We start from the raw sequence: 23,783 nt of genomic DNA on the forward strand, positions 1-23,783 counted from the left end.
TATTATTTAAATTAATAAAATGTTAACAATAAAGCTTAGATAAATACTTATATTTTTTAATGATTTTATAAATTTATATAAAAATTATGTAAAAATAAGAATATGTTAATAGAATATACATACTTTTCATTATTATTCTAACATGTTATAATGTTAATAAAATATTACGAATTCTGAAAAAAGGTAGGGATAAAATATGTCAAAAGTAGTTGAAAGATTATTAAAATATGTAAAATATGATACACAAAGTGATGAAACTTCATCAACAGTTCCAAGTACAAACAGCCAATTAGAGTTTGGAAAAATTCTTATAGAAGAATTAAAAGCTATAGGAATGAGTGATGTAACAGTAGATGATAAAGGATTTGTTACTGCAACATTACCTTCAAATATAGACAAAAAAGTCCCAACAATTGGATTCTTAGCTCATATGGATACAGCTCCAGATTATTCAGGAAAAAATGTAAATCCTAAAATAATAGAAAATTACGATGGTAACGATATACAATTAAATGAAAACACTGTACTTTCTGTAAAGGATTTCCCAGAAATCAAAAACTATGTTGGAAAAACAATAATAACAACTGATGGAACAACATTATTAGGTGGAGATGATAAAGCTGGTATAGCTGAAATAATGACAGCTATGGAATACTTAATAAATAATCCAGAAGTAAAACATGGAGATATTAAAGTTGCATTTACTCCAGATGAAGAAATAGGAACAGGATGTAATAACTTTAATGTTGAAGCATTTGGTGCAGAATTTGCTTATACACTAGATGGTGGTGAAGTAGGAGAAATATCTTACGAAACATTCAATGCTGCTGGAGCAGTTGTAACATTTAACGGAAGAAATGTTCACCCAGGTTCAGCTAAGGGAAAAATGATTCATTCTGGAATAATGGCTATGGAGTTCTTCAATGAATTACCACAAGACCAAAGACCAGAAAAAACACAAGATTATGAAGGATTCTTCATGTTAACAGATATGAACTCAACTGTAGAAAAAACAGTTCAAGAATTCATAATAAGAGATCACAACATGGACAAATTCAAAGCTAAAAAAGTTCTTTTAGAAGAATTAGTTAATAAATATAACAAACAATATGGTGAAGGAACAGTTGTATTAGAAATGTCTGATACATACTACAACATGGCTGAAAAAGTTAAAGAACAATTCCATATAGTAGAAACAGCTATAAAAGCTATAGAAGCAGTAGATGTAAAACCATTAGTACTACCAATAAGAGGAGGTACAGATGGATCAAAACTTTCATTCAAAGGACTTCCAACACCAAACTTATTTACAGGTGGACACAACTTCCACGGTAAATTTGAGTATACTGTAGCAGAATCAATGGAAAAAGCTACAGAAGTAGTATTAAAAATCGTAGAAATGTATGCTCAAAAATAATAAATTAAAAGACATTGATACCTTAAAATTAAAACGCTAATATAAACTTTGCAAAGTAAGAGGGAATTTTTATTCTCTCTTATTTTTTTCTATAACCACAATTATGTTTTTCGTATCCCAAATTATGCTCTTAGATAGTCAAGATTGTGTTTTTATGTAGTGGGGATTGTGTTTTATGTAGTCGGGATTGTGTATTTATGTAGCCGGGATTTCAATCCCGGTGCTCTTTGATATGGATATAAACTTAAAATTGTAACTTAGGTTTTTAAGACGTAACAAAAAGGACAGGCAATTCAATATTTTAGATATACATTAAGAGAAGTCTAAAACCTACTTATATATCCACTAATAAATAAAGTAGATGCAGTGACTGACTTTACTTGTTTAGATAATTATATTATTTAATAGGAAAAGCAAATTAAGAAAAGGTAATTAGCCGAAAAGATGTCTGTCCCTCTTGTTCATTGGTATATTTCAAGCTTAAAAAATAAAACTTAATAAGGATATGCAAAAAGTTATGCACAAATATTATTGTTATAAACAAAAATTCAGTAAATTATGTTAATAACTATTGTGTATAAATAAAAAACTGTTGATAACTTCAAAATAAAAAATGAAACATAAATTAAAGTAGTATAATCATTAAACTAAAAATATGTTTTAAAATAAATTTCAACTTTAATGAACGGATAAATTAACTTTCTAAGGCTAATAATATAACAATGGAATTATGTAATTTTACATGTCATAAAACTGTCAAATACAAGACACAATACTGTCATAAAAAAGTAATAAGATTTAAACATAAAGTAAATCAAGGAGTTGATCATATATGAATGAAAAAAATAACTTTAATGATAATATGAATAATGATATAGATAAAAATATAAATAATGATAATTTAAACTCTAGTGAAAAATTAGAGCAAACATATATAAATAATGCATCTTATAAAATAGGTGATGAAGATACAAATAGCAACACTGGATATACAGAAACAATGAATTTTAACAATTATGAAGGAGCTAAGGAACCTAAAGTTAAAAAGGTTAAAAAAGCTAAAAAGCCAAGAGGAAATGTTGGAAGTTATGTAGCAATAGCACTTGTTTGTTCTATACTAGGTGGAGGAATAGGTGGAGTTACAACATACTCAATAATGAATTCAAATAATAAAAGTGTAAAATCAGTAGCAGAAAAGAAAAATCAAGATAGTTCAAAAAAAGTAGATACAACTCAAATTAGTTCAGGAAATTATATGAACATACCTGATATTGCAGAAAAAGTTTCACCAGCAGTAGTTGGAGTAGCAACTAAATCAGTAGCAACAAACTTTATGGGTTGGCAAACAGGTAATATACAAGAAGGTATAGGTTCAGGATTTATATTTAATGATGAAGGACAAATATTAACTAATTACCATGTTGTAAAAGGTGCAACAGAAGTAAGCGTTATATTTAGTACAGGTCAAGAAGTAGCTGCAAAAGTTGTGAATTATTCAGAAGAAGCAGATTTAGCAGTTGTTAAAATAACTGATCCAAAAGTAGAAGTTCCAGGAGTACTAAGCTTTGGGGACTCTGATAATTTAAAAGTTGGAGAACAAGTAATGGCAATAGGTAGTCCAATATCTAAAGATTTTTCTGGGTCTGTAACTACAGGTATAGTAAGTGCAGTAAATAGAGAAATAGAAGTGGAAGAAGGAAAAACATTAAAATTAATACAAACAGATACAGCAATAAATCCAGGTAATAGTGGAGGTCCACTTATAAATTCTAATGGAGAAGTTATAGGAATAAATACAGTAAAAATAAATGCAGAAGGAGTTGAAGGTTTAGGATTTTCAATTCCAATAAATGAAGCAATAGCAAAACTTGATGTACTAACAAAACCTATATTAAAACTTGGAATACAATGTAGGAATTTAGATGAAGAATTAGCATCAAGAAACAACTTACCAGTAGGAATATATATAGCACAAGTTGAAGATTTTAGTGTTGCACAAAAAGCAGGATTAAAACCAGGAGATGTAGTAGTAAAATTTGATGGTAAAAAAGTTACTACAGTAGCTGAATTAAACAAAATAAAAGAAACTCACAAAGAAAATGATGAAGTTAGTGTAGAATTTGTAAGAGACGGAAAGACAATGACAGCAACTATGAAATTAGAGGTATAATACTAAAAATTGAAATATAAGAAAGTCATCTCCCTTAAAAAATAAAAGATAGCAATTAGCTATCTTTTATTTTTACTATATAAAAACTATTTTTGTTCTTTTATAATACCTTTTCTATATGCCATAAGAAGTTTTTCTAAATCATATATTTGGTTTATTAAATCTTTTCCAATATCGGTGTCTTTTATACTTTTTCGAGTTTTAGTAGTTTCTAGTATTACTGCTGAAGAAAGTATATCTTGACATTCCTCAATGGCTTTTTGCGTTGACTCAAAAGGTTCGTGAGAAACTAATTGTAAGCCGTAAGAATTATAAATCAATGTATAACCTGCAAGACCAGTTTCTCTTTGATAAGCCTTAGAAAATCCACCATCAATAACTAAAAGTTTTCCATTAGCTTTAATAGGGCTTTCACCTTGAACTACTTTTACAGGAACATGACCATTTATTATGTGAGATTCATCTGGTTCAAGTCCAAATTCTCTAAGAATCATATCACAAGTTTCTTCTTTATCTCTAAATTTAAAATAAGGATCTTTAGGTTCTTTGTGAAGTTCTTTATCATCTAAGAAATATCTTTCAAATGTAGCCATTTTAGATTTTCCAAATAGGGGAGAATCTTCACCACACCATAAATACCAAAGAAAATCTAATGAATATAAATCTTCCTCAGAGTCACCTTTATTAAAATAACCTTCTCTAGCAAGTCTGTCAGCAATATCTAAATAAGCTTTACCACAGCATTCTTTTCCAGCAATAGTAGTTTTTCTGAATGTACCATCACTATTAAGTGGAATACAAGCATGATATAGTAAATTAGAATTACAAACTAAATATAAACTTCCTTTAGAATATAAATATCGTACATGTTTTTGAAGCTTTTCACTATTAATAAAAGAAGATTTTAATTTAGTAATTAAAGCTTGTTCTTCTTTGGTAAGCTTATATGGATCTTTTGGATCAACAGTTGGAAAATTAGTGTCATTAAGAGTATAGTCTTTTCCATTTATAGTTATAATACCTTTTTCTAAATCCATCTTATCTAAAAGAAGTCTATTTTCCATATTAAATGTTTTTCTTCTTTTTATAATTTGACCTTCAAGCTTAAACTGAATAATAGAAATAGCTTTATGCATTTGAGCCATTAATTTTAAATCAGTTTCTTTATAATTACCAGCTGAAATTTTAGGCTTAAATGATTTACAATGATCATTTTTATAACATTCCATAGCAAAAGTAGCTAATGGAAGAAGGTTAACCCCATATCCATCCTCTAAAGTTTCAAGATTTGCATATCTAGTAGATATACGAATAACGTTAGATATACAAGCCTCATTACCAGCAGCTGCTCCCATCCAAAGAATATCATGGTTTCCCCATTGAATATCAATAGAAGAACGGCTAATTAAACTTTCCATAACTATGTGTGCACCAGGACCTCTATCGTAAATATCACCAATAATATGAAGTCTATCAACAGTTAAACGTTGAATAACTGTACAAATAGCAATAATAAATTCCTTTGCACGTCTAATTCTAATAATAGTATCTATAATACCATTAAAATAATCTTGTTTATTTGGTCTATTTTCTTTTTCATTTAAAAGTTCATCTATAATATAAGAAAAATCAGGTGGTAAATTTTTTCTAACTTTAGATCTTGTATATTTAGATGAAACTATTTTACAAATTTCAATAAGTCTATATAAAGTGATTCTATACCAATCATCCAGTTCTTTTTCCTCGTTTATAATAAGATCCAATTTTTGTTCAGGATAATATATTAATGTACATAAATCTTTCTTTTCACTTTCTTTTAAACTATTTCCAAGTAAGTCATTCACTTTTCTTTTAATAACACCAGAAGCATTTCTTAAAACATGGTTAAAAGCTTCATATTCTCCGTGTATATCTGTAAGAAAATGTTCAGTACCCTTAGGTAAATTTAAAATTGCTTGCAAATTAATAATTTCTGTACAAGCATCTGAAATTGTTGGAAATTTATTAGCTAAAAGAGTAAGATAACGTATATCTGCTTCAAGCATATCAACACTTATATCATCAATTGATAGCATAGCAAAACTCCTTTCGAATTTCTTAAGTAATTAAAGTGCAAAACATATAATATAGCACTAATATTAATAGTATATAATATATCGATAAATAATGTAACATAAAATAAAAAGAAAAAATGTAAAAAATTAAAAAATAAATCTCGTTGCAATGACTTTAATTATAAGGTTAAGTTCATTATAAAAAATCAAAATAAATTAGAAATGATATTTTTATAGTAACCATAGTTATGATTTTTATCGTAGCTGGGATTTCAATCCCGGTGAACTTTTATGTGGATATAAATTTAAAATCAAAATATATCTAAATAAGCATATTAGGAATTATTGTGTGTGTTAGAATAAATATGGTATTCAAAAGGAAAACTAAATTAAAATAAACTATTCAATAATAGGGTATGTTCATCTTATTCATTGATACATTTAAGTTAAATAGATAAAATTAAGTAACACTACAAATGAAAAGGAGTAAGAATATGCAAGAGATGATATCTTTAAAAAACTGGGTTGTAATAGGTGCAACAGATGACAAAAGTAAGTTTGGGTATAAAATATTAAAGAAATTGAAAGATAAAGGATATAGTGTTTGTGGGATAAATCCTAAATATAATGAAATTGAAGGGATAAAAATATATAATAATATAAATGAAATAAAAGAAAATATCGATGTAGCTAATATAATAGTTAATCCTAATATAGCCATAACAATGTTAGAGGATATAAAAAATAAGGGAATAAAAAATGTATGGTTTCAACCAGGTTCATTTAATGATGAAGTTTTAGAAAAAGCTAAATCATTAGGACTAAATATAGAAGCTAGCCATTGTGCATTTGTAGAACTTCAATAAAACTTCAATATAAAAAATAATAAAATTTCATCTATAAAATAGGTGGAATTTTTAATTTAAATAACAGAAGTTATATTTATATTGAAAAATACTTACAATAGTAATATAATGTATGCTAACTTAAGGATAAGCTTAATATAATATATAGGAATACAAGTTTAAAATTTAAAACTTGAACTTAGAACCCTATATTAAGTACTTTAAGATTTTTATTTTTGAAAGTAAAATTCATTAATATAAAGAGAGGTGTATTATTTATGAAAAAAAAGACTATGGGAATAATCATAGCAATAATTGTAGTAATAGCAATTCTAATAATGCCTTTCATTTCAAGTTATAACAAGTTTGTAGCTTTAGATGAGCAGGTAAACACAGTTGCATCCGATTTAGATGCACAACTTCAAAGAAGAGCAGACCTTATACCTAACTTAGTAGCTACTGTTCAAGGATATGCAAGTCAAGAAAAAGAAGTGTTTACATCAATAGCAGATGCAAGATCAAAACTAGCTGGTGCAGGAACAATGGAAGAAAAGGCAAATGCAAACTCAGAACTTTCAAGTGCATTATCAAGATTATTAGTAGTTGTTGAAAGATATCCAGAATTAAAGTCTAATGAAAATTTTAAAGACCTTTCAATAGCATTAGAAGGAACAGAAAATAGAATAACAATAAAAAGAGAAGACTATAATAAAATAGTTGCAGAATATAATAAGAAAACTAAAAAGTTTCCAAGCAATATAGTAGCATCAATGTTTGGCTTTGAAGAAAAAGAATACTTTAAAGCTAGTGAAGGTGCTAAAGAAGCTCCAAAAGTAGAGTTTAATAAATAATTTATGAAAAATAATATAAAAAAGTTTTCAAAATTAATATCGATTTTTTTAGTTTTTTTAGTTATATTTGCAATTCCTATTAAAGCCTTTGGAATAGAATTTGAAAAGCCAACGCAATATAAATATGTAAATGACTATACAAATACTATAGATGTAGAAACTAGAGATAAAATAATAGCAATAGGAAAAGAATTACAAGACAAAACTACAGCAGAAGCAACAATAGTTGTTATAAATACTTTAGATAATTACCCAATAGAAGATTATGCAAACAAATTGTTTAGAGAATGGGGAATAGGATCTAAAGAAAAAGATAATGGGCTGTTAATACTAATGTCTATAGAAGATAGAAAATATAGAGTGGAAGTTGGCAGAGGACTTGAAGGGGCAATATCTGATATATATAGCAACAAAGTTATGGAAGAGGCTGCAAAGCCAAGATTTAAACAAGGCGATTATGCAGGTGGATTATTAGATGCATATGCAGTTTTTGCAAGTAATATAGCAGAAGAATATCAAGTAGAACTTACTAATGAGTATACTCCACAAGTACATGTTAATGTAAAAAAAGATGATGACGGAATAGACATAGGAACAATTATTGTAATAATAGCTTTAATTACAATTTTCGGAGATTCATTTTTCAATAAAGGAAGAATGCTTAGAGGTATATCAAGGGCATTTAGAACAAGCAACACTCACTATTATGGAACTCCAACAGTAAGAAGGAAAAAAGATGATGACGATGATGACTTCTTTGGTGGATTTGGAGGTTTCGGTGGCGGTGGCTCTGATGGCGGCGGATTTGGTGGCTTCGGGGGAGGTTCGTCAAATGGTGGAGGATCATCAGGTAGTTGGTAAAATTTAAGCAAGAGGGATTTTTTCTCTCTTGCTTTTTTGTGCAATAAAATAAGGAGAATATATAAATAAAAACTTTTATATTTGATAATAATTAAAACATATATATAATTTCTGATTGTATCTTATTTGTAATAATAAATTCCTAAAATTAGGATATAATTAAGTTAGGGAAATATTACTTAATTTTTAATGCATAATTATTAGTTAATAATATTGAATGAAGAAAATTATAGGAGTATACTAATAAAGTTGAATTTGTAAATTGCAAATTATTCATAAATCTAAAAATTAATAAATGTAGATTTTAGCATTTATTAAAATATTATAATCATGTTCTAAATAAGAGTTGGGGGAGGTGTGCTGTTGCAATTATAACCTATTTAATAAGGCAACAGTGTAGCAAATGGAAAGTGAAGGCGTTGTTCATAGAAAAGGATTGGGAAAATTTAAACTGACTATTTTAATGGTAGCAATTTTATTTTTAGTTGGTTGTAGCAATGCAAGTATTGTAAAACTTTCTGATAAGAAATATCTAAATGCAGTATTTGAAAGAAACAATAAAATTTACAGTTATGATGAAAGAAAACAACAGATAAACGAAATAGGTGATAAGGGTATTTCTAAAGAATTATTGGCAGTAAGTCCTAATAACAAGCAAATTGTATATATGGAAAGAAATGAAGAGAACAAACCTGATTCCCCAAAGATTATACTTCAGGATATAAAAAGTGAAAAGACATCAGAAATTGAATTGAACAATGAAAGTCTTAGAATAATAACAGATTTAGAATGGATTAATGATGAAAGAATATTAATAACATCTCATATAAATCCATCTGTATTAGCTTATGGAGTATACAATGTAGATACTAAAAAAGAAGAAAATTTTGTGATGGGAATATTACTAGGTGTTTATGAAGAAGGAGAAAAACTTTTATATAGCAAAACGTCTAGAAAAGCATCAGAAAATAAATCTAATATTTATATAAATGATACTCTTATATATGAAGTAGATAATAGTGAAGAACAAATACAAGATTCTATATTATCGGAGGATTATTCAAAAATTGCACTAAAAACTTTTACTGTAGATGAACTTTCAGGTCAAGTTAAAGATAAAATCTATTATGGAGACTTTAGCAAAGATTATAAAATATCTAATATTGAGGAAATTGAACTTCCTTCAATATTGTATGGCTCTTTGAAGATAAAAGATAATCAATTGTATCTATATAATCGTGATGTGAGCTATAAAATAAATGGAGACTTATTTACAGAAACAGAATTAGAATTAGACAAACAAGAATTAGATCAACCAAGTGAAGAGCAATTAACAAAATTTAAACAAATATTATCAAAGAAATTTCCAAATGAATTTATAAAAGATTATTTAGAAATGGAAGAATTACAAATATACAATATAAAATTTTTTTAATTTAAATTATAAAACAGAAGTAATGAAAGTTATTACTTCTGTTTTTCTTTTAACTAATTATTTTAAAAACTTTTTCATTTTAGAAAGAGCTTTGTTCTTTAAATATAAAACATGTCTATAATCAACACCTAAAAATTTGGCATATTCCATTAAGGTAAAATCATTTTTAATTATGCAATGATAGAAAAGCTTTTTTTCTTCATCAGTAAGAGAATGAAGAGCTAAGTTAATATCATCTCGCATATAAACATTAGATGATGATTCAGGTGAAGCAAGCACATCTTCTAATGTTAGTCCATCATCAATTTCCGTTGACAAACTTACGGTACTATTATATTTATTAATTCTCAAATTATCATAAAAATTAAATTTAATACTTCTAATTGCATAATTAACAAAATCACCTTTATCAGGAGAAAATTTTTTTATAGAATTAAGCACGCTTAAATATCCAATCATAACAAAATCTTCTTTATCAGAATCTGGGATAAAAGAGGACTTTGAAAGTTTATGAATATACCTTGTAACTAAATTCATAAGTTCTAACTTACAATCATCATTGCCTACTTTTGCCTTACATACAAGTTCATTTAAATCTTCATAAGATTTCTTATCTAATGTATTTTTATCTAAATAATTAAATAAAAAATTTTTACTCAAATCACTACAACTCCTTAATTTAAAATATAAAACAATGTCAATAAACTTTAATGATAACAAAATAAAAGCTTTTAATGATATTTATTAAGAAATTAATTTCTAAAATTAGTAGGAAAATATAAAATGTAAACACTAAATTTAGTATTTTCTTTGTATAAATAGACTATAACACAAATAATTCAATTAATTCTCAATAAAGTATTAAATTACAATAATTAAAAATAAATAGTAAAAATATAAATATATATTTAATAATATTATAAATAATATAAAATATAAAATATAAAATTAGGAAAGGAGTATTTTATAGGAATAATTAAAAGAATTTAATATTTCCTAGGAAAAACAATAAAATGAATATTGAAAATTGAGAAAAAAATCAAAAATCATTTTGTAAGATAAAAACAAGGTAAAATCTGAATAAATATGATAGAATTACAGTTGACTTTTATATAAAATTTAAAATATAATAGTTTTTGTTGTTATAAAAAAGAAAAAGTCGGAAGAAATATGTAAAAATATTACATATAATATATAAATTTGTAGCTATAAGAATAAATCAAAAATAGTTAATGAATTATTAAGAAAAATGGTAAAAAATACAAAATATTAATATTTTATAAAATGTAATTTGAGAATATATAAAAACAATTTAATTACAAATACAAATGTAATTGAATTAATAAAAAGCAAAGGAGAAAGTTATATGAGTCAAAACATGTTATCACCACTTGAAATAACAGAATATGTTTCAGAAGTTGGTGTGAAAAAGGCGAAAAACAGACCAGTACAAACATTATTTTTAGGAATACTAGCAGGAATATTCATTGCACTAGGTGGATATGGTTCATCAGTAGCTTCACATAGTGTAACAAACTTTGGATTGCAAAAAGTAATTGCAGGGGTAGTATTCCCAGTAGGACTACTATTTGTTTTAATCTGTGGATCTGAATTATTTACAGGAAATTGCTTATTATCAGTAGCAGTAGCTGATAAAAAAATATCAGTAGGTCAAATGGCTAAGAACTTATTAATAGTATTTATAGGAAACTTTATAGGAGCTGCATTAATAGCATTTTTAGTTTATAGTGCAGGACTTTTAGATTTTAATGGTGGAGCTGTTGGTGGATATGCAGTTAAAGTTGCTGCAACAAAAGCTAACTTACCGATGGGACAAGCATTATCAAGTGGAATACTATGTAACATCATAGTTTGTTTATCAGTATGGGCAACATATGCAGCAAAAGACGTAGCTGGAAAAGCATTAATGGGATTCATTCCTATATTTGTATTCGTAATAGCTGGATTTGAACACTGTGTTGCAAACATGTATTACTTCACAATTGGATTACTAGCAAAAGGAAATCCTGTATACATAGAAGCATCACATATATCACCAGAAAAACTTGCAAACTTAAATGTAGCAGGAGTGGTTAAGAATCTATTACCAGTAACAATTGGAAACATAATAGGTGGAGCAGTATTAGTTGGTCTTGTATATTGGTTTATATATAAAAAAGCTGCAAAAAAAACAGTGGAAAAAGCAGTGTCTGAAAAGAAAACAGCATAATATAAAAACATAAAAACTATGGAAATTTAATTTTCATAGTTTTTATGTTTAAATAAAACTCCTTTGTCAATATTTATAAATAAGTATAAATATAAAAAAGGAGCGATTGTTTTGTCACGTCAAGCAAGAGTAACAGATTTAAATGGAATATATCATATAGTAATCCATGAATCAAAATCAAAACCATTATTTCCATCAGAATCAGATAAAGAAATGATGATGGAAAAAATAAGAGAAAGTCAAATAAAATATCAATTTAAAATCTATGCATATTGTTTAATGGACACCCATGCACACTTCATAATAGACTCAAATGGAGAAGAAATTAGCACCATAATGAAAAGTATAGGACTTAGGTATGTAAAATACTATAATCCTAAATATGACACAAACGGACCACTACTAAAAGAAAGATTTTTTAGTGAACTAATAAACACTGATGAATACTTACTAAAAGCATCACTATACATACATGCTAACCCAAAAGATATATTTGGATACAGTGAAATGCCTGAAACATACAGATTTTCAAGCATGCGTTGTTACCTCGGAAATGAAGATGAATTTGGAATATTAGACACAGACTTCATACTAAGCATATTATCAATAAACTCTAGATATGCAGTGGAATCATACGTAAAACTATTCAAACACACATTAATACAAAAAGTATCACACTTTAAAGAACTCGACCTATCAACAACACTAACAATCAACAACAGAAAAATAGAAATAAAAATAAACGATAAGAAATTTGGAATAACAAGAAGAATACTAAAAAGAAACTTTGATGTAGAACAAATAATAGACTTCGTAGAAAAAGAAACAGGAATAACAAGAAGTTCATTCTTAACAAAAGCAGATCATGGAGTAAAAACACCAAAAGCATTATTCATACTACTAACAGGAATATACACAGAAAAAACAACATATGAAATTGGACATATACTAGAAGACATGTCCATAGAAGAAGTAAATGCCCTAAGCAATGAAGGCATTTACTTAGTACTACATGAAGATAAATACAAAAACATAATTGAAAAATTTTATAGTGAAAATAAATAACAAAAAAATTTTTGAAATTTATAATAACGATTTTTAATATTGAAAAAAGTGTACAAGCTGTATGAATTTAAGCAAAAAAATGAAAAATAATCTTAAAATGCACTATAAATAAGTAAATATAGGTTAAACATAGGTGACGGTCAACAACATTTAATCAATAAAACTCCATATATAAGTGACAGTCATCAATGTATGATTAATGTGTGATGACTGTCACCTATGAATGGAATACTACTTTTACGTCAAAGTCTAAGTTTTTAAAGAAATCTTCAATGAATGCTTTAGTTTCATTGTTTACATCATCTAAAAATCCATTATTAATTAATTCTTTTTCCTTTTCAGCTTTACATTTAGATAGTTCATTAAAGACTTCTTGGTTTTGCAACGGATTAAATATGGTGTCCTTTTCATTTAAAACTTCAATGTCTTCTTCATTTATTATGTTGTCTAGTATTGTTGCATTAGGAAGGGTTATTGTTAGAGTTTTTCCATGAATTTTGATTTTACCTTTATCTAAATCAACACCAGCTTTTATGTGACCATCATATTTAAGAATAATTACTCTTTCAGTGAATGGAATGTTTATATCTTTAAATTTTAAATTATCTTTTATTGATAAAACATTAGAATAATTGTATTTAACAGTTGTAAGTTCATTAGAATTAACAAGTCTTTCAAAGATTAAATCAACATTATTGCTATTATCATGCTGTATAGACCAATTAAAACTTAATAAGAATAATAATAAAACAATTATTAAACATAATATCATTGTAATCTTATACTTTGAAAATAACTTCTTAAAGTTAATCATAATAATACCACCCTCAAAAGAAAGATATTTAGAAACCTTATAAATAAATATGCAAAAAGATAATATATAAGTACAAATAATAGGATTATATTTATGTAATTGAATTTTAATGTTAGTGGTTCTTTAATAGAGATATAAGACTTATAGAGGATACAGAACAAAAAAATAAATAAAACATACAAGTAAACTCTTTAGGTCGTCACAAAAGGGACAGGCCACTCAAGATTAAAATGAGGCTACATATTCACCAACAATTGAGGTAGGGTTAATCGAAGCAACAACAGAATATGAATTTTCGTATTTAGAGCTAATGTTATTTGTTGTTATAAAAACTTTATTTAAGATAAAAACTAAATTAAGAAAAGGAAGCTTGTGCATGATAGCTATGTATCTTATATAATGTAGTTAAGAAATTTAATGAGTAGAATTTATGATGGATACAAATGCAAAGTTTAAAATAATACTGTAAAATGAAAAGAAGTAATAAAGAAAGGAGATGACAACTAAAGATGAGTTATGCAAAAGTTATAGTAAAAGGTTCACCTATATCTAAATCAAACTTTAAACTTTTCAATTTAGAAGGAAGAGCAATTTTACCATATAATTCAGGGAAGTATCATGATAGATACGCATTGTATGAAGAAGAAATAGCTTATGAAACAAGAGTGCAAAATCCAGGGATAATTATATCAGAAGCAGTAATAGCAATATTAAAGGTTTATTATAAATCAGAAAAAAGACATCCAGACACAAATAATATAACTAAAAGTATATTTGATGGAATTGAAAAGAGTGGACTAATAATTAATGATGCGCAGATAAGAAGAATAGTAGTTGAAGAATTTTATGATAAAGAAAATCCTAGATTTGAGTTAGAGTTATTTGGTGAAAGTAAATATAAAGTAAACTATAGTATTGAAAAAAGAGAAATAGAAGACGAGAAGATTGAATATGCACCACCACCAAATTCTAAAAATAGAGAAGTAAAAGAAAAAGTAGAAAAGCCTAAAAAGAATAATGATGCAAAAATACGTTGTGAAATATGTCAAAAAGCAATAACGAAGGAAAATGCAATATCAGCAAATAAAGGAAAAACAATGCTATGCAAACAGTGCTTTAAAAAATTATTTTAAAAATTTAAACTTAAAATTAGTTTGTGGAAATAAGGCTTTAGTATATTTAGAATAAGAAAATTGGAGATGCTTAGAAATAAGCATCTATTTATTTTGTAGGGATATCTACAATTCTAAATTTAGATTTGAATATATGTAGTATAAAAGTATATAATGTAAATATTGATTTTAAAATAGAAGTTATAATATATGAATTTATAAAAGCAATTTTAAATTGTTTTATTTGATAGAAGAGGTGAAGTTTTAATGAAGGAAGATTTCAAAATACTTTCTATAGAGTCAAGTTGTGATGAAACTTCTGCAGCCGTAGTTGTTAATGGAAGAGATGTGTTATCAAATGTAATAGCATCACAAATTTCAACTCATGAAAAGTTTGGTGGGGTTGTTCCAGAGGTTGCATCAAGAAAGCACATAGAAGCAATAAGTGCAGTTGTTCAGGAAGCTTTAGACGAAGCAAATGTAACTTTTGAAGATATTGACGCTATAGGTGTAACATATGGTCCAGGACTTGTTGGAGCACTACTTGTAGGATTACAATATGCAAAATCATTAGCATATGCACTTAACATTCCACTTATAGGAGTAAATCATATCGAGGGACATATTAGTGCAAACTTTATAGAGTATAAAGAACTAAAACCACCATTTGTAACTTTAGTAGTTTCTGGTGGGCACACATTTATAGTACATATGAAAGACTACGGTGTCTTTGAAGTAATGGGTGAAACAAAAGATGATGCAGCAGGGGAAGCGTATGACAAGGTTGCTCGTGCATTAGGACTTGGTTATCCAGGGGGTCCTAAAATAGATAAAATAGCTAAAGAAGGAAATGAAAATGCTATAAAATTCCCAAAAGCTAATTTTCATAAAGAATGTTTAGATTTTTCATTTAGTGGAGTAAAATCAGCAGTTTTAAACTATTTAAATAAGGCTGAAATGAAAAATGAAGAAATACATGTTCCAGATGTAGCAGCATCATTCCAAAAGTCAGTAGTAAATGTATTAGTAGAAAATGCAATAGAAGCATGTAAAATAAAAAAAGTGGATAAAATAGCTATAGCAGGTGGAGTTGCATCAAATAGTTGTTTAAGACAAACAATGATAGATAGATGTGAAAAAGAAGGAATACAAGTATTATTCCCACAACCTATATTATGTACAGACAATGCTGCAATGATAGGAAGTGCTGCTTACTTTGAATACAAATGTGGAAGAATAGCAGATTTAAAATTAAATGCAGTACCAAACTTAAAATTAGGTCAAAGATAAAGCAAAGCCTCAAAGCTTTGCTTTTTTTACAAAATTAAGAGTTTGATTAAGAATGTTATGTAAATATAATTACATAACATTCTACAAGAATAAATTTCCATTTTACTCCTTTGCAGCCGAGGTTTTAACCTTGGAGTTCTTTAATGCGGCTGTAATATTTAAAATACCGTTATGCAAGGTTAAAACCTCGCCTACAAAGTTTGGCACAAATTCTCTTTTTCCCATTCGTAGCTGAGACTTTAGTCTTAGCGGATTCTTATATGAATGCAAAATTAGAATAATATATTAAAACAACGTTAAGCAAGAATGAATTCTCATCTACAGAATTTGAATCAGTTGTTCTTTTTTTCTTCGTAGCCTAGGTCGGTGCAAATTTTCATTTTGTAGCCGATGTTTTAACCTTGGCATGCTTCGATATAGATATAAAATTTGAATTACTAACGTGTAACAGCAAGAATGAATTCTCGCCTACAAATATTGGCACAAATTTTATTTTTCCATTTGTAGCTGAGACTTTAGTCTTGGCGGTCTTTAATCTGGAGATGAAATGACGATATATATTATTGAAATGAAATTATATATATTTATATTATTAATTAAATGATAAGAAAGGAGAAATTATGAAGATAGGAGACAGAGTTGTAAAAACTGGATTAGGTACAGCATTAGCTATGATTATAGCTCAATTATTGAAATTAAAGTTTTATCCTTCAGCAGGGGTAATAACAATACTAAGTATACAAAACACAAAACGAAAATCTCTAAAAGTGGCATCTCAAAGAGTTATGGCTTGTTTTATAGGTTTAACTATTGCAGGAGTGCTATTTGAACTTATAGGATTTAATGCTGCTGTTTTTGGGGTATTTATGATAATTTTTATACCAATAGCAGTAAAGTTTAAAATATCAGAAGGAATAGTAATGAGTTCGGTGTTAGCTACTCACTTTTTAACAGAAGGAAAAATAACGACCAATCTAGTCTTAAATGAAATAGGACTTATAATAATTGGTGTTGGAGTAGCTTTACTATTAAATTTATACATGCCGGACATATCAAATAGCATAAAAAATGATCAAAAATATATAGAAGAACGAATGAGAAAAATATTTTTAGAAATGGCAGAGTCACTGCAAAAATTATCAGTAAGTTTAAAAGAAGATATACTTTTCAAAGATTTGGAAACTAAACTATATGAAACAAGAAAGAAAGCATACATAAATTTAAACAACTACTTCACAGTAGATGAAAGCTATTACGTTAAGTATATGGAAATGAGAATAAATCAATTTGAATGCATGAAAAGAATGAGGGAGCATTTTCAAAGATTTTTTATGACATATGAACAAACTGAGATGATAGCAAAACTTACACAGAAAATTGGAGAAAATCTGCATGAAGATAATCCATGTGATGCATTATTAGAGGATTTAACAAATCTAAGAGAAGAGTTAAAAGAAAGTGAACTTCCCACAACAAGAGAAGAATTTGAAAACAGAGCAATGTTATATCAATTCTTAAATGACATGGAAGAGTTTTTGGTAATAAAAAGAGATTTCTATAAAATTAATATTTAAATGAATTATAAAGTTAACATATAATAAACGCTAAGTATGGTGGTTGAAATATATAATTTTAAGAAAAGTAACCTCCATTATAAACATTATTTTAAATGTTTATAATGGAGGTTTTAACATTTATAGCTGAAACTTATTAAACTCCTTTGTAGCTGAGACTTTAGTCTTGGCGGATTCTTATATGGATATAAAATTAGAATAATATATTAAAACAACGGTAAGCAAGAATGAATTCTCGCCTACAAATTTTGGCATTTTCAATTCAATCTCTTTTTCCTTCGTAGCCGAGGTTTCAACCTTGGCGGTCTTTGATATGGCTGTGATATTTTAAATAACGTTATTCAAGGTTGAAATCTCACATACAATGATTGGGATGTTAAATATTTTAATTAATTTCATATATAATAAATTTAATTATTGGCACGTTAAAATGGGTAGAATGAATTCAACCCTACAGAAGATATATGTTGATAAAATAAATTAATACACATAAAATCATATATTAATCACAAATCTATGTAAATTTTGTTATAATTTAATTAACAATGTCATATATATGTACATGTAATATATAAGAGGGTGAGCGTATGAATTCTAAATTAAAATGCTTAATAGCAACTACATTACTAGCAGTTACAACAGCTTTACCAATAGTTGCAAAAGCGCAAACAAATGATAGAGTTTTAAGAATTGATGGAGCTAATCGTTATGAGACATCAATAAATATAGCGAAACAATTTGTAGGTAACGACATGATAGATTCTGTTATTTTAGTCAGTGGTAAAGATTACCCCGATGCTTTGACAGGATCAATACTTTCAAAAAAATACAATGCTCCAATAATATTAGTAGACTATGATACAAAAACTAGTGAAGAGCAATTACAGTTTATTTTATCTAGATTAAACCCAGGGGGAAAGGTCTACTTACTAGGTGGAAAAGGAGCTATAAACAATAATTTTATTTCCTATTTTAAACAAAATGGATTTGAAAATGTAGTGAGATTAGGTGGTAAAAACCGATATGAAACCAATGAAGCAATTGTAAAAGAAGCAAAGGTAGAAGAAGGTACACCAATTATAATAGCTAGTTCAGAGAGTTTTGCAGATGCATTAAGCATATCTACAGTTTCAGGAGAAAATGGTTATCCTATACTTTTGACGCCAAGCAACACTTTAAGTGAATCTTGTAAAAATCAAATAGAGACAATAAAACCTACTGAGATTTTTATAGCTGGAGGAACTGGTGCAATTAGTAGTGATGTAGAAAATGAAATAGAAACTTTAACACCTCAATTACATAAAAGTAAAATTGTAAGATTAGGTGGTAATAATAGATATGACACATCCTTTGAGATATTAAAATACTTCAAAGGCAAAACAGCAAAAGATAATATAGTTATTGCTAGTGGTGAAAATTTCCCAGATGCACTCTCAGCAAGTGCCTTAGCAATAAAAACAAATTCACCAATACTTTTATCAAACTCTCAAAGTATTAATGATAAAAAAGCAGAATTAGATAGCTTTAAAAAGGTGACAATAGCAGGTGGAAAATTTACAGTAGATAAATTTTCAGAAAGACTATTAAATGGAGAAAATGAATTTACATTTATAGCCAAACAAGCTTATGAAGAAAATGGTGAAAAATATATAGAAGGACATTTTTGCAAATTCAGCAAAGATATTAAAGAACTTGAGGAATATGCTAAGTTTTATGGAACTAATTCAGGAGTAATACAGCATCCTGTATATGGACCTATAGTTTTAGATGCTGGTCGTGATATTAGAATAAGTGATGATGTAAAGTTAAAGGTTAAAGATAATGTAGAAGTTGAATTAGTGGATTGGTCTAGTAGTGATATATTAAATGATAAAGTTCCAAGTGATTTTTATACATTAACAGATAGAGATAGTATATCAGGACGTTTTACATTTAATCTTAAAATAAGCAATGGAAAAGTAGAAAGTATAATACAACAATACAGACAATAAACATGATGAAATTTAATCTAATATTAAAAAAATTCTCATATAAAATTTGAAAATTGTATGAGGATTTTTTTATTGATAATTAAAAAGTACCTTATGAGAAGAATTTTATAAAGTTACTTTAATGATTTTAAATTTTAATCTAAAATCCTTTACTATGCTATCAAACTAGCAAAAATTCTTTATAAGTAAAGTTGAAATTTAAAAGGATTTTTATAGGAAATAAAGAATAAGATAATAAGATGAAAATTCTGAAATTTTAGTTTATATATTTATTAAAAATAATATTGGGGTAAAAAACATGAAATTTTAAGAATTTTAATCCTATACATTCTTTTGCATATTCTAAATATGTAAAAATAATATAATACTTTAGATAGTAAATATAATAGTATAATCAAAATAAATCCTATCTTATAATTTTATAATATATATTTTTTTTATATGAACATTCTCTCTTTATAAAGAAACTATTTACTATCTAAAGTTTATAAATCTAAAATAATTGCATTATGCAATTTAAATATATACTGGCTACGAATTTATTCGTGGCAATTTTAAAATTGGGGGACTAAGAAATAAATAAAATAGGGGGTATTCTAGATGATAGAAAATTTAAATGTAGAAGAAGCAATGGTAATCAAATTAGATGACGAATTACCTGAAATGCCTAAGTTTAAAGAAGGCATAAGAAGAGCACCAGATAGAGGATTTGATTTGAATAAACATGATGCAGAAGTGGCTATAAAAAATGCATTAAGATATATAAAGCCAGAGTATCATGAACAAATGGCTAAAGAATTCATGGATGAACTTCTAACAAGAGGAAGAATCTATGGATATAGATTTAGACCAGAAGGAAGAATTTATGGAAAATCTATAGATGAATATAAAGGCAACTGTATTGAAGCTAAAGCATTCCAAGTAATGATAGATAACAACTTAGACTTTGAAGTTGCATTATATCCATATGAACTTGTTACATATGGTGAAACAGGACAAGTATGTCAAAACTGGATGCAATATAGATTAATAAAAAAATATTTAGAAAACATGACTGATGAACAAACATTAGTAGTTGAAAGTGGACATCCATTAGGATTATTCAGAAGTTCTAAAAGAGCTCCAAGAGTTATAACAACTAATGGATTAATGGTTGGAATGTTTGATAATCCAGAAGATTTTCATAGAGCAACTCAACTAGGCATTGCAAACTATGGACAAATGACAGCTGGTGGCTGGATGTATATAGGACCACAAGGAATAGTTCATGGAACATTCAACACAATATTAAATGCAGGTAGATTAAAACTCGGTGTGCCAGAACATGGCGACTTAAAAGGAAAAATATTTGTAACATCAGGACTTGGTGGCATGAGTGGTGCTCAACCAAAAGCTATAGAAATAGCAAATGGTGTTGGTATCATTGCAGAAGTTGACTTATCAAGAATACAAACAAGACTAGATCAAGGCTGGGTATCTATGGTATCAGATAATCTTGAGGAAGTAGTAAAAATAGCTCTTGAAAAAGCTGAAAAGGAAGAAAGAATATCAATTGCTTATCACGGAAATATAGTTGATTTACTTCAATATTTTGTTGATAACAATGTAAAAATAGATTTATTATCAGACCAAACTTCATGCCATGCTCCATATGATGGAGGATATGCTCCAATGGGAATAAGCTTTGAAGAAAGAACAGCATTATTAAAAGAAGATAGAGAAAAATTCAAAGAGTTAGTAGACAAAACATTATTAAAACACTATGAATTAGTTAAAATCTTAGTAGACAGAGGAGTGTACTTCTTTGACTATGGTAACTCATTCATGAAAGCTGTTTACGATGCAGGTGGAAAAGATATAGCTAAAAATGGTGAAAATGAAAAAGACGGATTTATATATCCATCATATGTAGAAGACATCATGGGACCAATGCTATTCGATTATGGATATGGACCATTCAGATGGGTATGCTTAAGTGGAAAACATGAAGACTTAGTAAAAACAGACCACAAAGCTATGGAATGTATAGATCCAAATAGAAGAGGACAAGACAGAGATAACTACATTTGGATAAGAGATGCAGAAAAAAATCAATTAGTAGTTGGAACAGAAGCTAGAATACTTTATCAAGATGCTGGTGGAAGAATGAAAATAGCATTAGCATTTAATAAAATGGTTAGAGATGGTGAAGTAGGACCAATAATGCTTGGACGTGATCACCATGATGTAAGTGGAACAGACTCACCATTCAGAGAAACATCAAATATAAAAGATGGAAGTAATATAATGGCTGACATGGCTGTACAATGCTTTGCAGGAAATGCAGCTAGAGGAATGAGCTTAATAGCACTTCACAACGGTGGAGGCGTAGGTGTTGGTAAGTCAATAAATGGTGGATTTGGTTTAGTTCTTGATGGAAGTGAAAGAGTTGACGAAATAATAAAATCAGCAATGGCTTGGGATGTAATGGGCGGAGTTGCAAGAAGAGCTTGGGCAAGAAATGAACACTCAATCGAAACATCAATAGAATATAACAAACAAAACAAAGGAACAGACCACATAACATTACCTTATATACCAAACCAAGAAATGATAACAAAATTAATAGAAGAAAACGTAAAATAAATTATATTAATATTAACTGAAATTTGTTTTACGTAACCAGAATCTATTTTAAAAGTTTATATGGATTACTTTTAAGTAGCCGGTATTACCTTTTATTGTAGCTAGGATTTCAATCCCAGTATCCTTAGAGACGGATATAAAATTTATCAAGCCGCTGTGGAATGACTTTACTTGTTATGCTAATTATCTCATCCAAAAGGGTAGATGATTTTAAAAAAGGTAACTAGCAAATATATAATGTCTGTCCCTCTTGTTGAGTGGTATACTTTAAGCTTAAAAGTAGTATTCATCAAATAAATAATGTCCCAAACTAAATTGAAGAATGGATTAAAAATAAATAGAAATACAGAAAATCACGATATAAACAAAAATATATCGTGATTTTTTTATTATAGCCAAAATTTGTTTTTAACGTATCTCGAATTACTTTTTCGTAGCTACAATTTATTTCTAACTGTAGCCAAGAGTCTTTTTTAGTAGCCGAGATTATCCTTTATTGTAGCCGAGATTTCAATCCCGGTGATCTTTGATACGGATATAAAATTTATCAAGTCTGTTAATATCAAGCCACTGGGGGACTGACTTTACTTGTTATGATAATTATTTCATCTAAAAGGGTGGATAAATTATAAAAAGGCAATTATCACATGAGAAGTCTGTCATTCTTGTTCATTGGTATCTTTCATGCTTGAACCAATAAAACTAAGCAAGGCTCTATTGGGACTGACCTTGCTTATTTAGCTAAATATCTTATTCAAAAGGGATAATAAATTGTGAAAAAGCAATTAGCCCATAAGAAGTCTGTCCCTCTTGTTCATTAGTATCTTTTATGCTTAAACCAATAAAATTAAGCAAGGATACAAACAAGTAAAAAGAAAGTGAATAAATTAAATAATTAATTTACTATCTAAATTTTTAAGCCATAATAAGAGGGACAGGCAACTCAAAGTGATAGATATACATTAAAAATAGTCTAGAAAAAAATTATATATCCACTAATAAGTAAAGTAGAGCCAGTCCCCATAGCTACAGAAGATAAACTTCATTTAGTTAATTGGTAATTTTTATTCTTGAACCAACAAAACTAAGCAAGGCTATGGGACTGACCTTACTTAGTTAGATACATATCTTATTCAAAATGGTAGATAAATTGTGAAAAGGTAACTACCCCATGAGAAGTCTGTCCCTCTTGTTGATTGATATCTTCAAGTTAAAAAAATGAAATCTAGCAAGGATACAAACAAGTAAAAAGAAAGTGAATAAATTAAATAATTAATTTACTATCTAAATTTTTAAGCCATAACAAGAGGGACAGGCAACTCAAGGTGATAGATTTACATTAAGAATAGTCTAGAATAAATGTATATATTCACTAGTAAATAAAATATAGCCAGTCCCAGTGGTTACGGAAGGTAAACTTCCTTTGGTTGATTGGTACATTCCAAAAAA

17 protein-coding genes are annotated in these 23,783 nt (G+C 27.7%); 13 read left to right on the forward strand and 4 right to left on the reverse strand.

What is annotated here, in order from left to right:
* Positions 1-196: 196 nt before the first annotated feature.
* Both pepT and BN346_RS15230 read left to right on the forward strand, forming a co-directional pair.
* The gene (gene pepT / locus BN346_RS15225) at positions 197-1,417 is read left to right on the forward strand and encodes a peptidase T (protein WP_040329732.1); all 1,221 of its coding nucleotides are present in this window, start codon (positions 197-199) and stop codon (positions 1,415-1,417) included.
* Positions 1,418-2,249: 832 nt separating this feature from the next.
* The gene (locus tag BN346_RS15230) at positions 2,250-3,587 is read left to right on the forward strand and encodes a S1C family serine protease (protein WP_040329733.1); all 1,338 of its coding nucleotides are present in this window, start codon (positions 2,250-2,252) and stop codon (positions 3,585-3,587) included.
* Between the two features lie 86 nt (positions 3,588-3,673).
* Here BN346_RS15230 and BN346_RS15235 read toward each other — a convergent pair whose 3' ends face one another.
* Positions 3,674-5,662 carry a fructose-bisphosphatase class III gene (locus BN346_RS15235; RefSeq protein WP_040329735.1) on the reverse strand — a complete coding sequence of 663 codons (1,989 nt, stop codon included), beginning with the start codon at positions 5,660-5,662 and terminating at the stop codon, positions 3,674-3,676.
* 473 nt (positions 5,663-6,135) lie between these two features.
* On the opposite strand from BN346_RS15235, the gene BN346_RS15240 reads away from it, so the two are divergent.
* The 4 genes from BN346_RS15240 (at position 6,136) to BN346_RS15255 (ending at position 9,633) form a co-directional block, all read left to right on the forward strand.
* Entirely contained in the window at positions 6,136-6,507 is a 372-nt protein-coding gene (locus tag BN346_RS15240) for a CoA-binding protein (RefSeq protein ID WP_040329736.1), read from the forward strand.
* Between the two features lie 272 nt (positions 6,508-6,779).
* A complete protein-coding gene (locus BN346_RS15245; RefSeq protein ID WP_423219655.1) occupies positions 6,780-7,337 on the forward strand; it encodes a LemA family protein in 558 nt (185 codons plus the stop codon).
* A gap of 3 nt (positions 7,338-7,340) precedes the next feature.
* Complete coding sequence (locus BN346_RS15250) at positions 7,341-8,198, forward strand: TPM domain-containing protein (RefSeq protein ID WP_040329738.1); 858 nt, start codon at positions 7,341-7,343, stop codon at positions 8,196-8,198.
* A gap of 403 nt (positions 8,199-8,601) precedes the next feature.
* Entirely contained in the window at positions 8,602-9,633 is a 1,032-nt protein-coding gene (locus BN346_RS15255) for a hypothetical protein (protein ID WP_040329740.1), read from the forward strand.
* A 57-nt stretch (positions 9,634-9,690) separates the two neighbouring features.
* Here BN346_RS15255 and BN346_RS15260 read toward each other — a convergent pair whose 3' ends face one another.
* Positions 9,691-10,293: a sigma-70 family RNA polymerase sigma factor gene (locus tag BN346_RS15260; protein ID WP_040329741.1), complete on the reverse strand. Its 603-nt coding sequence runs from the start codon at positions 10,291-10,293 to the stop codon at positions 9,691-9,693.
* 706 nt (positions 10,294-10,999) lie between these two features.
* Between BN346_RS15260 and BN346_RS15265 the strand changes: the two genes are divergently transcribed.
* Both BN346_RS15265 and BN346_RS15270 read left to right on the forward strand, forming a co-directional pair.
* A complete protein-coding gene (locus tag BN346_RS15265; RefSeq protein ID WP_040329743.1) occupies positions 11,000-11,863 on the forward strand; it encodes a formate/nitrite transporter family protein in 864 nt (287 codons plus the stop codon).
* A gap of 111 nt (positions 11,864-11,974) precedes the next feature.
* Positions 11,975-12,928, forward strand: a complete 954-nt coding sequence (locus tag BN346_RS15270; RefSeq protein ID WP_040329745.1) for a transposase — start codon at positions 11,975-11,977, stop codon at positions 12,926-12,928.
* A 217-nt stretch (positions 12,929-13,145) separates the two neighbouring features.
* Here the strand turns inward: BN346_RS15270 and BN346_RS15275 are convergent, their stop codons facing one another.
* On the reverse strand, positions 13,146-13,742 hold the full coding sequence (locus tag BN346_RS15275) for a DUF4230 domain-containing protein (protein ID WP_051540448.1): 597 nt from the start codon (positions 13,740-13,742) through the stop codon (positions 13,146-13,148).
* A gap of 509 nt (positions 13,743-14,251) precedes the next feature.
* Here BN346_RS15275 and BN346_RS15280 point away from each other — a divergent pair.
* Positions 14,252-14,875 (forward strand): RusA family crossover junction endodeoxyribonuclease, encoded by a 624-nt coding sequence (locus BN346_RS15280; protein WP_040329746.1) that lies wholly within the window; start codon positions 14,252-14,254, stop codon positions 14,873-14,875.
* A gap of 246 nt (positions 14,876-15,121) precedes the next feature.
* Positions 15,122-16,144: a tRNA (adenosine(37)-N6)-threonylcarbamoyltransferase complex transferase subunit TsaD gene (tsaD, locus tag BN346_RS15285; protein ID WP_040329747.1), complete on the forward strand. Its 1,023-nt coding sequence runs from the start codon at positions 15,122-15,124 to the stop codon at positions 16,142-16,144.
* A gap of 102 nt (positions 16,145-16,246) precedes the next feature.
* Here tsaD and BN346_RS22265 read toward each other — a convergent pair whose 3' ends face one another.
* Complete coding sequence (locus BN346_RS22265; RefSeq protein ID WP_278245521.1) at positions 16,247-16,369, reverse strand: hypothetical protein; 123 nt, start codon at positions 16,367-16,369, stop codon at positions 16,247-16,249.
* A 395-nt stretch (positions 16,370-16,764) separates the two neighbouring features.
* Here BN346_RS22265 and BN346_RS15290 point away from each other — a divergent pair, with 395 nt between their 5' ends.
* The 3 genes from BN346_RS15290 to BN346_RS15300 all read left to right on the forward strand — a co-directional run bounded on the left by BN346_RS15290 (position 16,765) and on the right by BN346_RS15300 (position 22,334).
* On the forward strand, positions 16,765-17,718 hold the full coding sequence (locus BN346_RS15290) for an aromatic acid exporter family protein (RefSeq protein WP_040329748.1): 954 nt from the start codon (positions 16,765-16,767) through the stop codon (positions 17,716-17,718).
* Between the two features lie 587 nt (positions 17,719-18,305).
* On the forward strand, positions 18,306-19,709 hold the full coding sequence (locus BN346_RS15295) for a cell wall-binding repeat-containing protein (protein WP_051540449.1): 1,404 nt from the start codon (positions 18,306-18,308) through the stop codon (positions 19,707-19,709).
* 600 nt (positions 19,710-20,309) lie between these two features.
* Positions 20,310-22,334 carry a urocanate hydratase gene (locus BN346_RS15300; protein WP_040329750.1) on the forward strand — a complete coding sequence of 675 codons (2,025 nt, stop codon included), beginning with the start codon at positions 20,310-20,312 and terminating at the stop codon, positions 22,332-22,334.
* Positions 22,335-23,783: the final 1,449 nt, after the last annotated feature.

Origin of the sequence: Clostridium ihumii AP5, assembly GCF_000612845.1 — a bacterium.
Lineage (GTDB): Bacteria > Bacillota > Clostridia > Clostridiales > Clostridiaceae > Clostridium_J > Clostridium_J ihumii.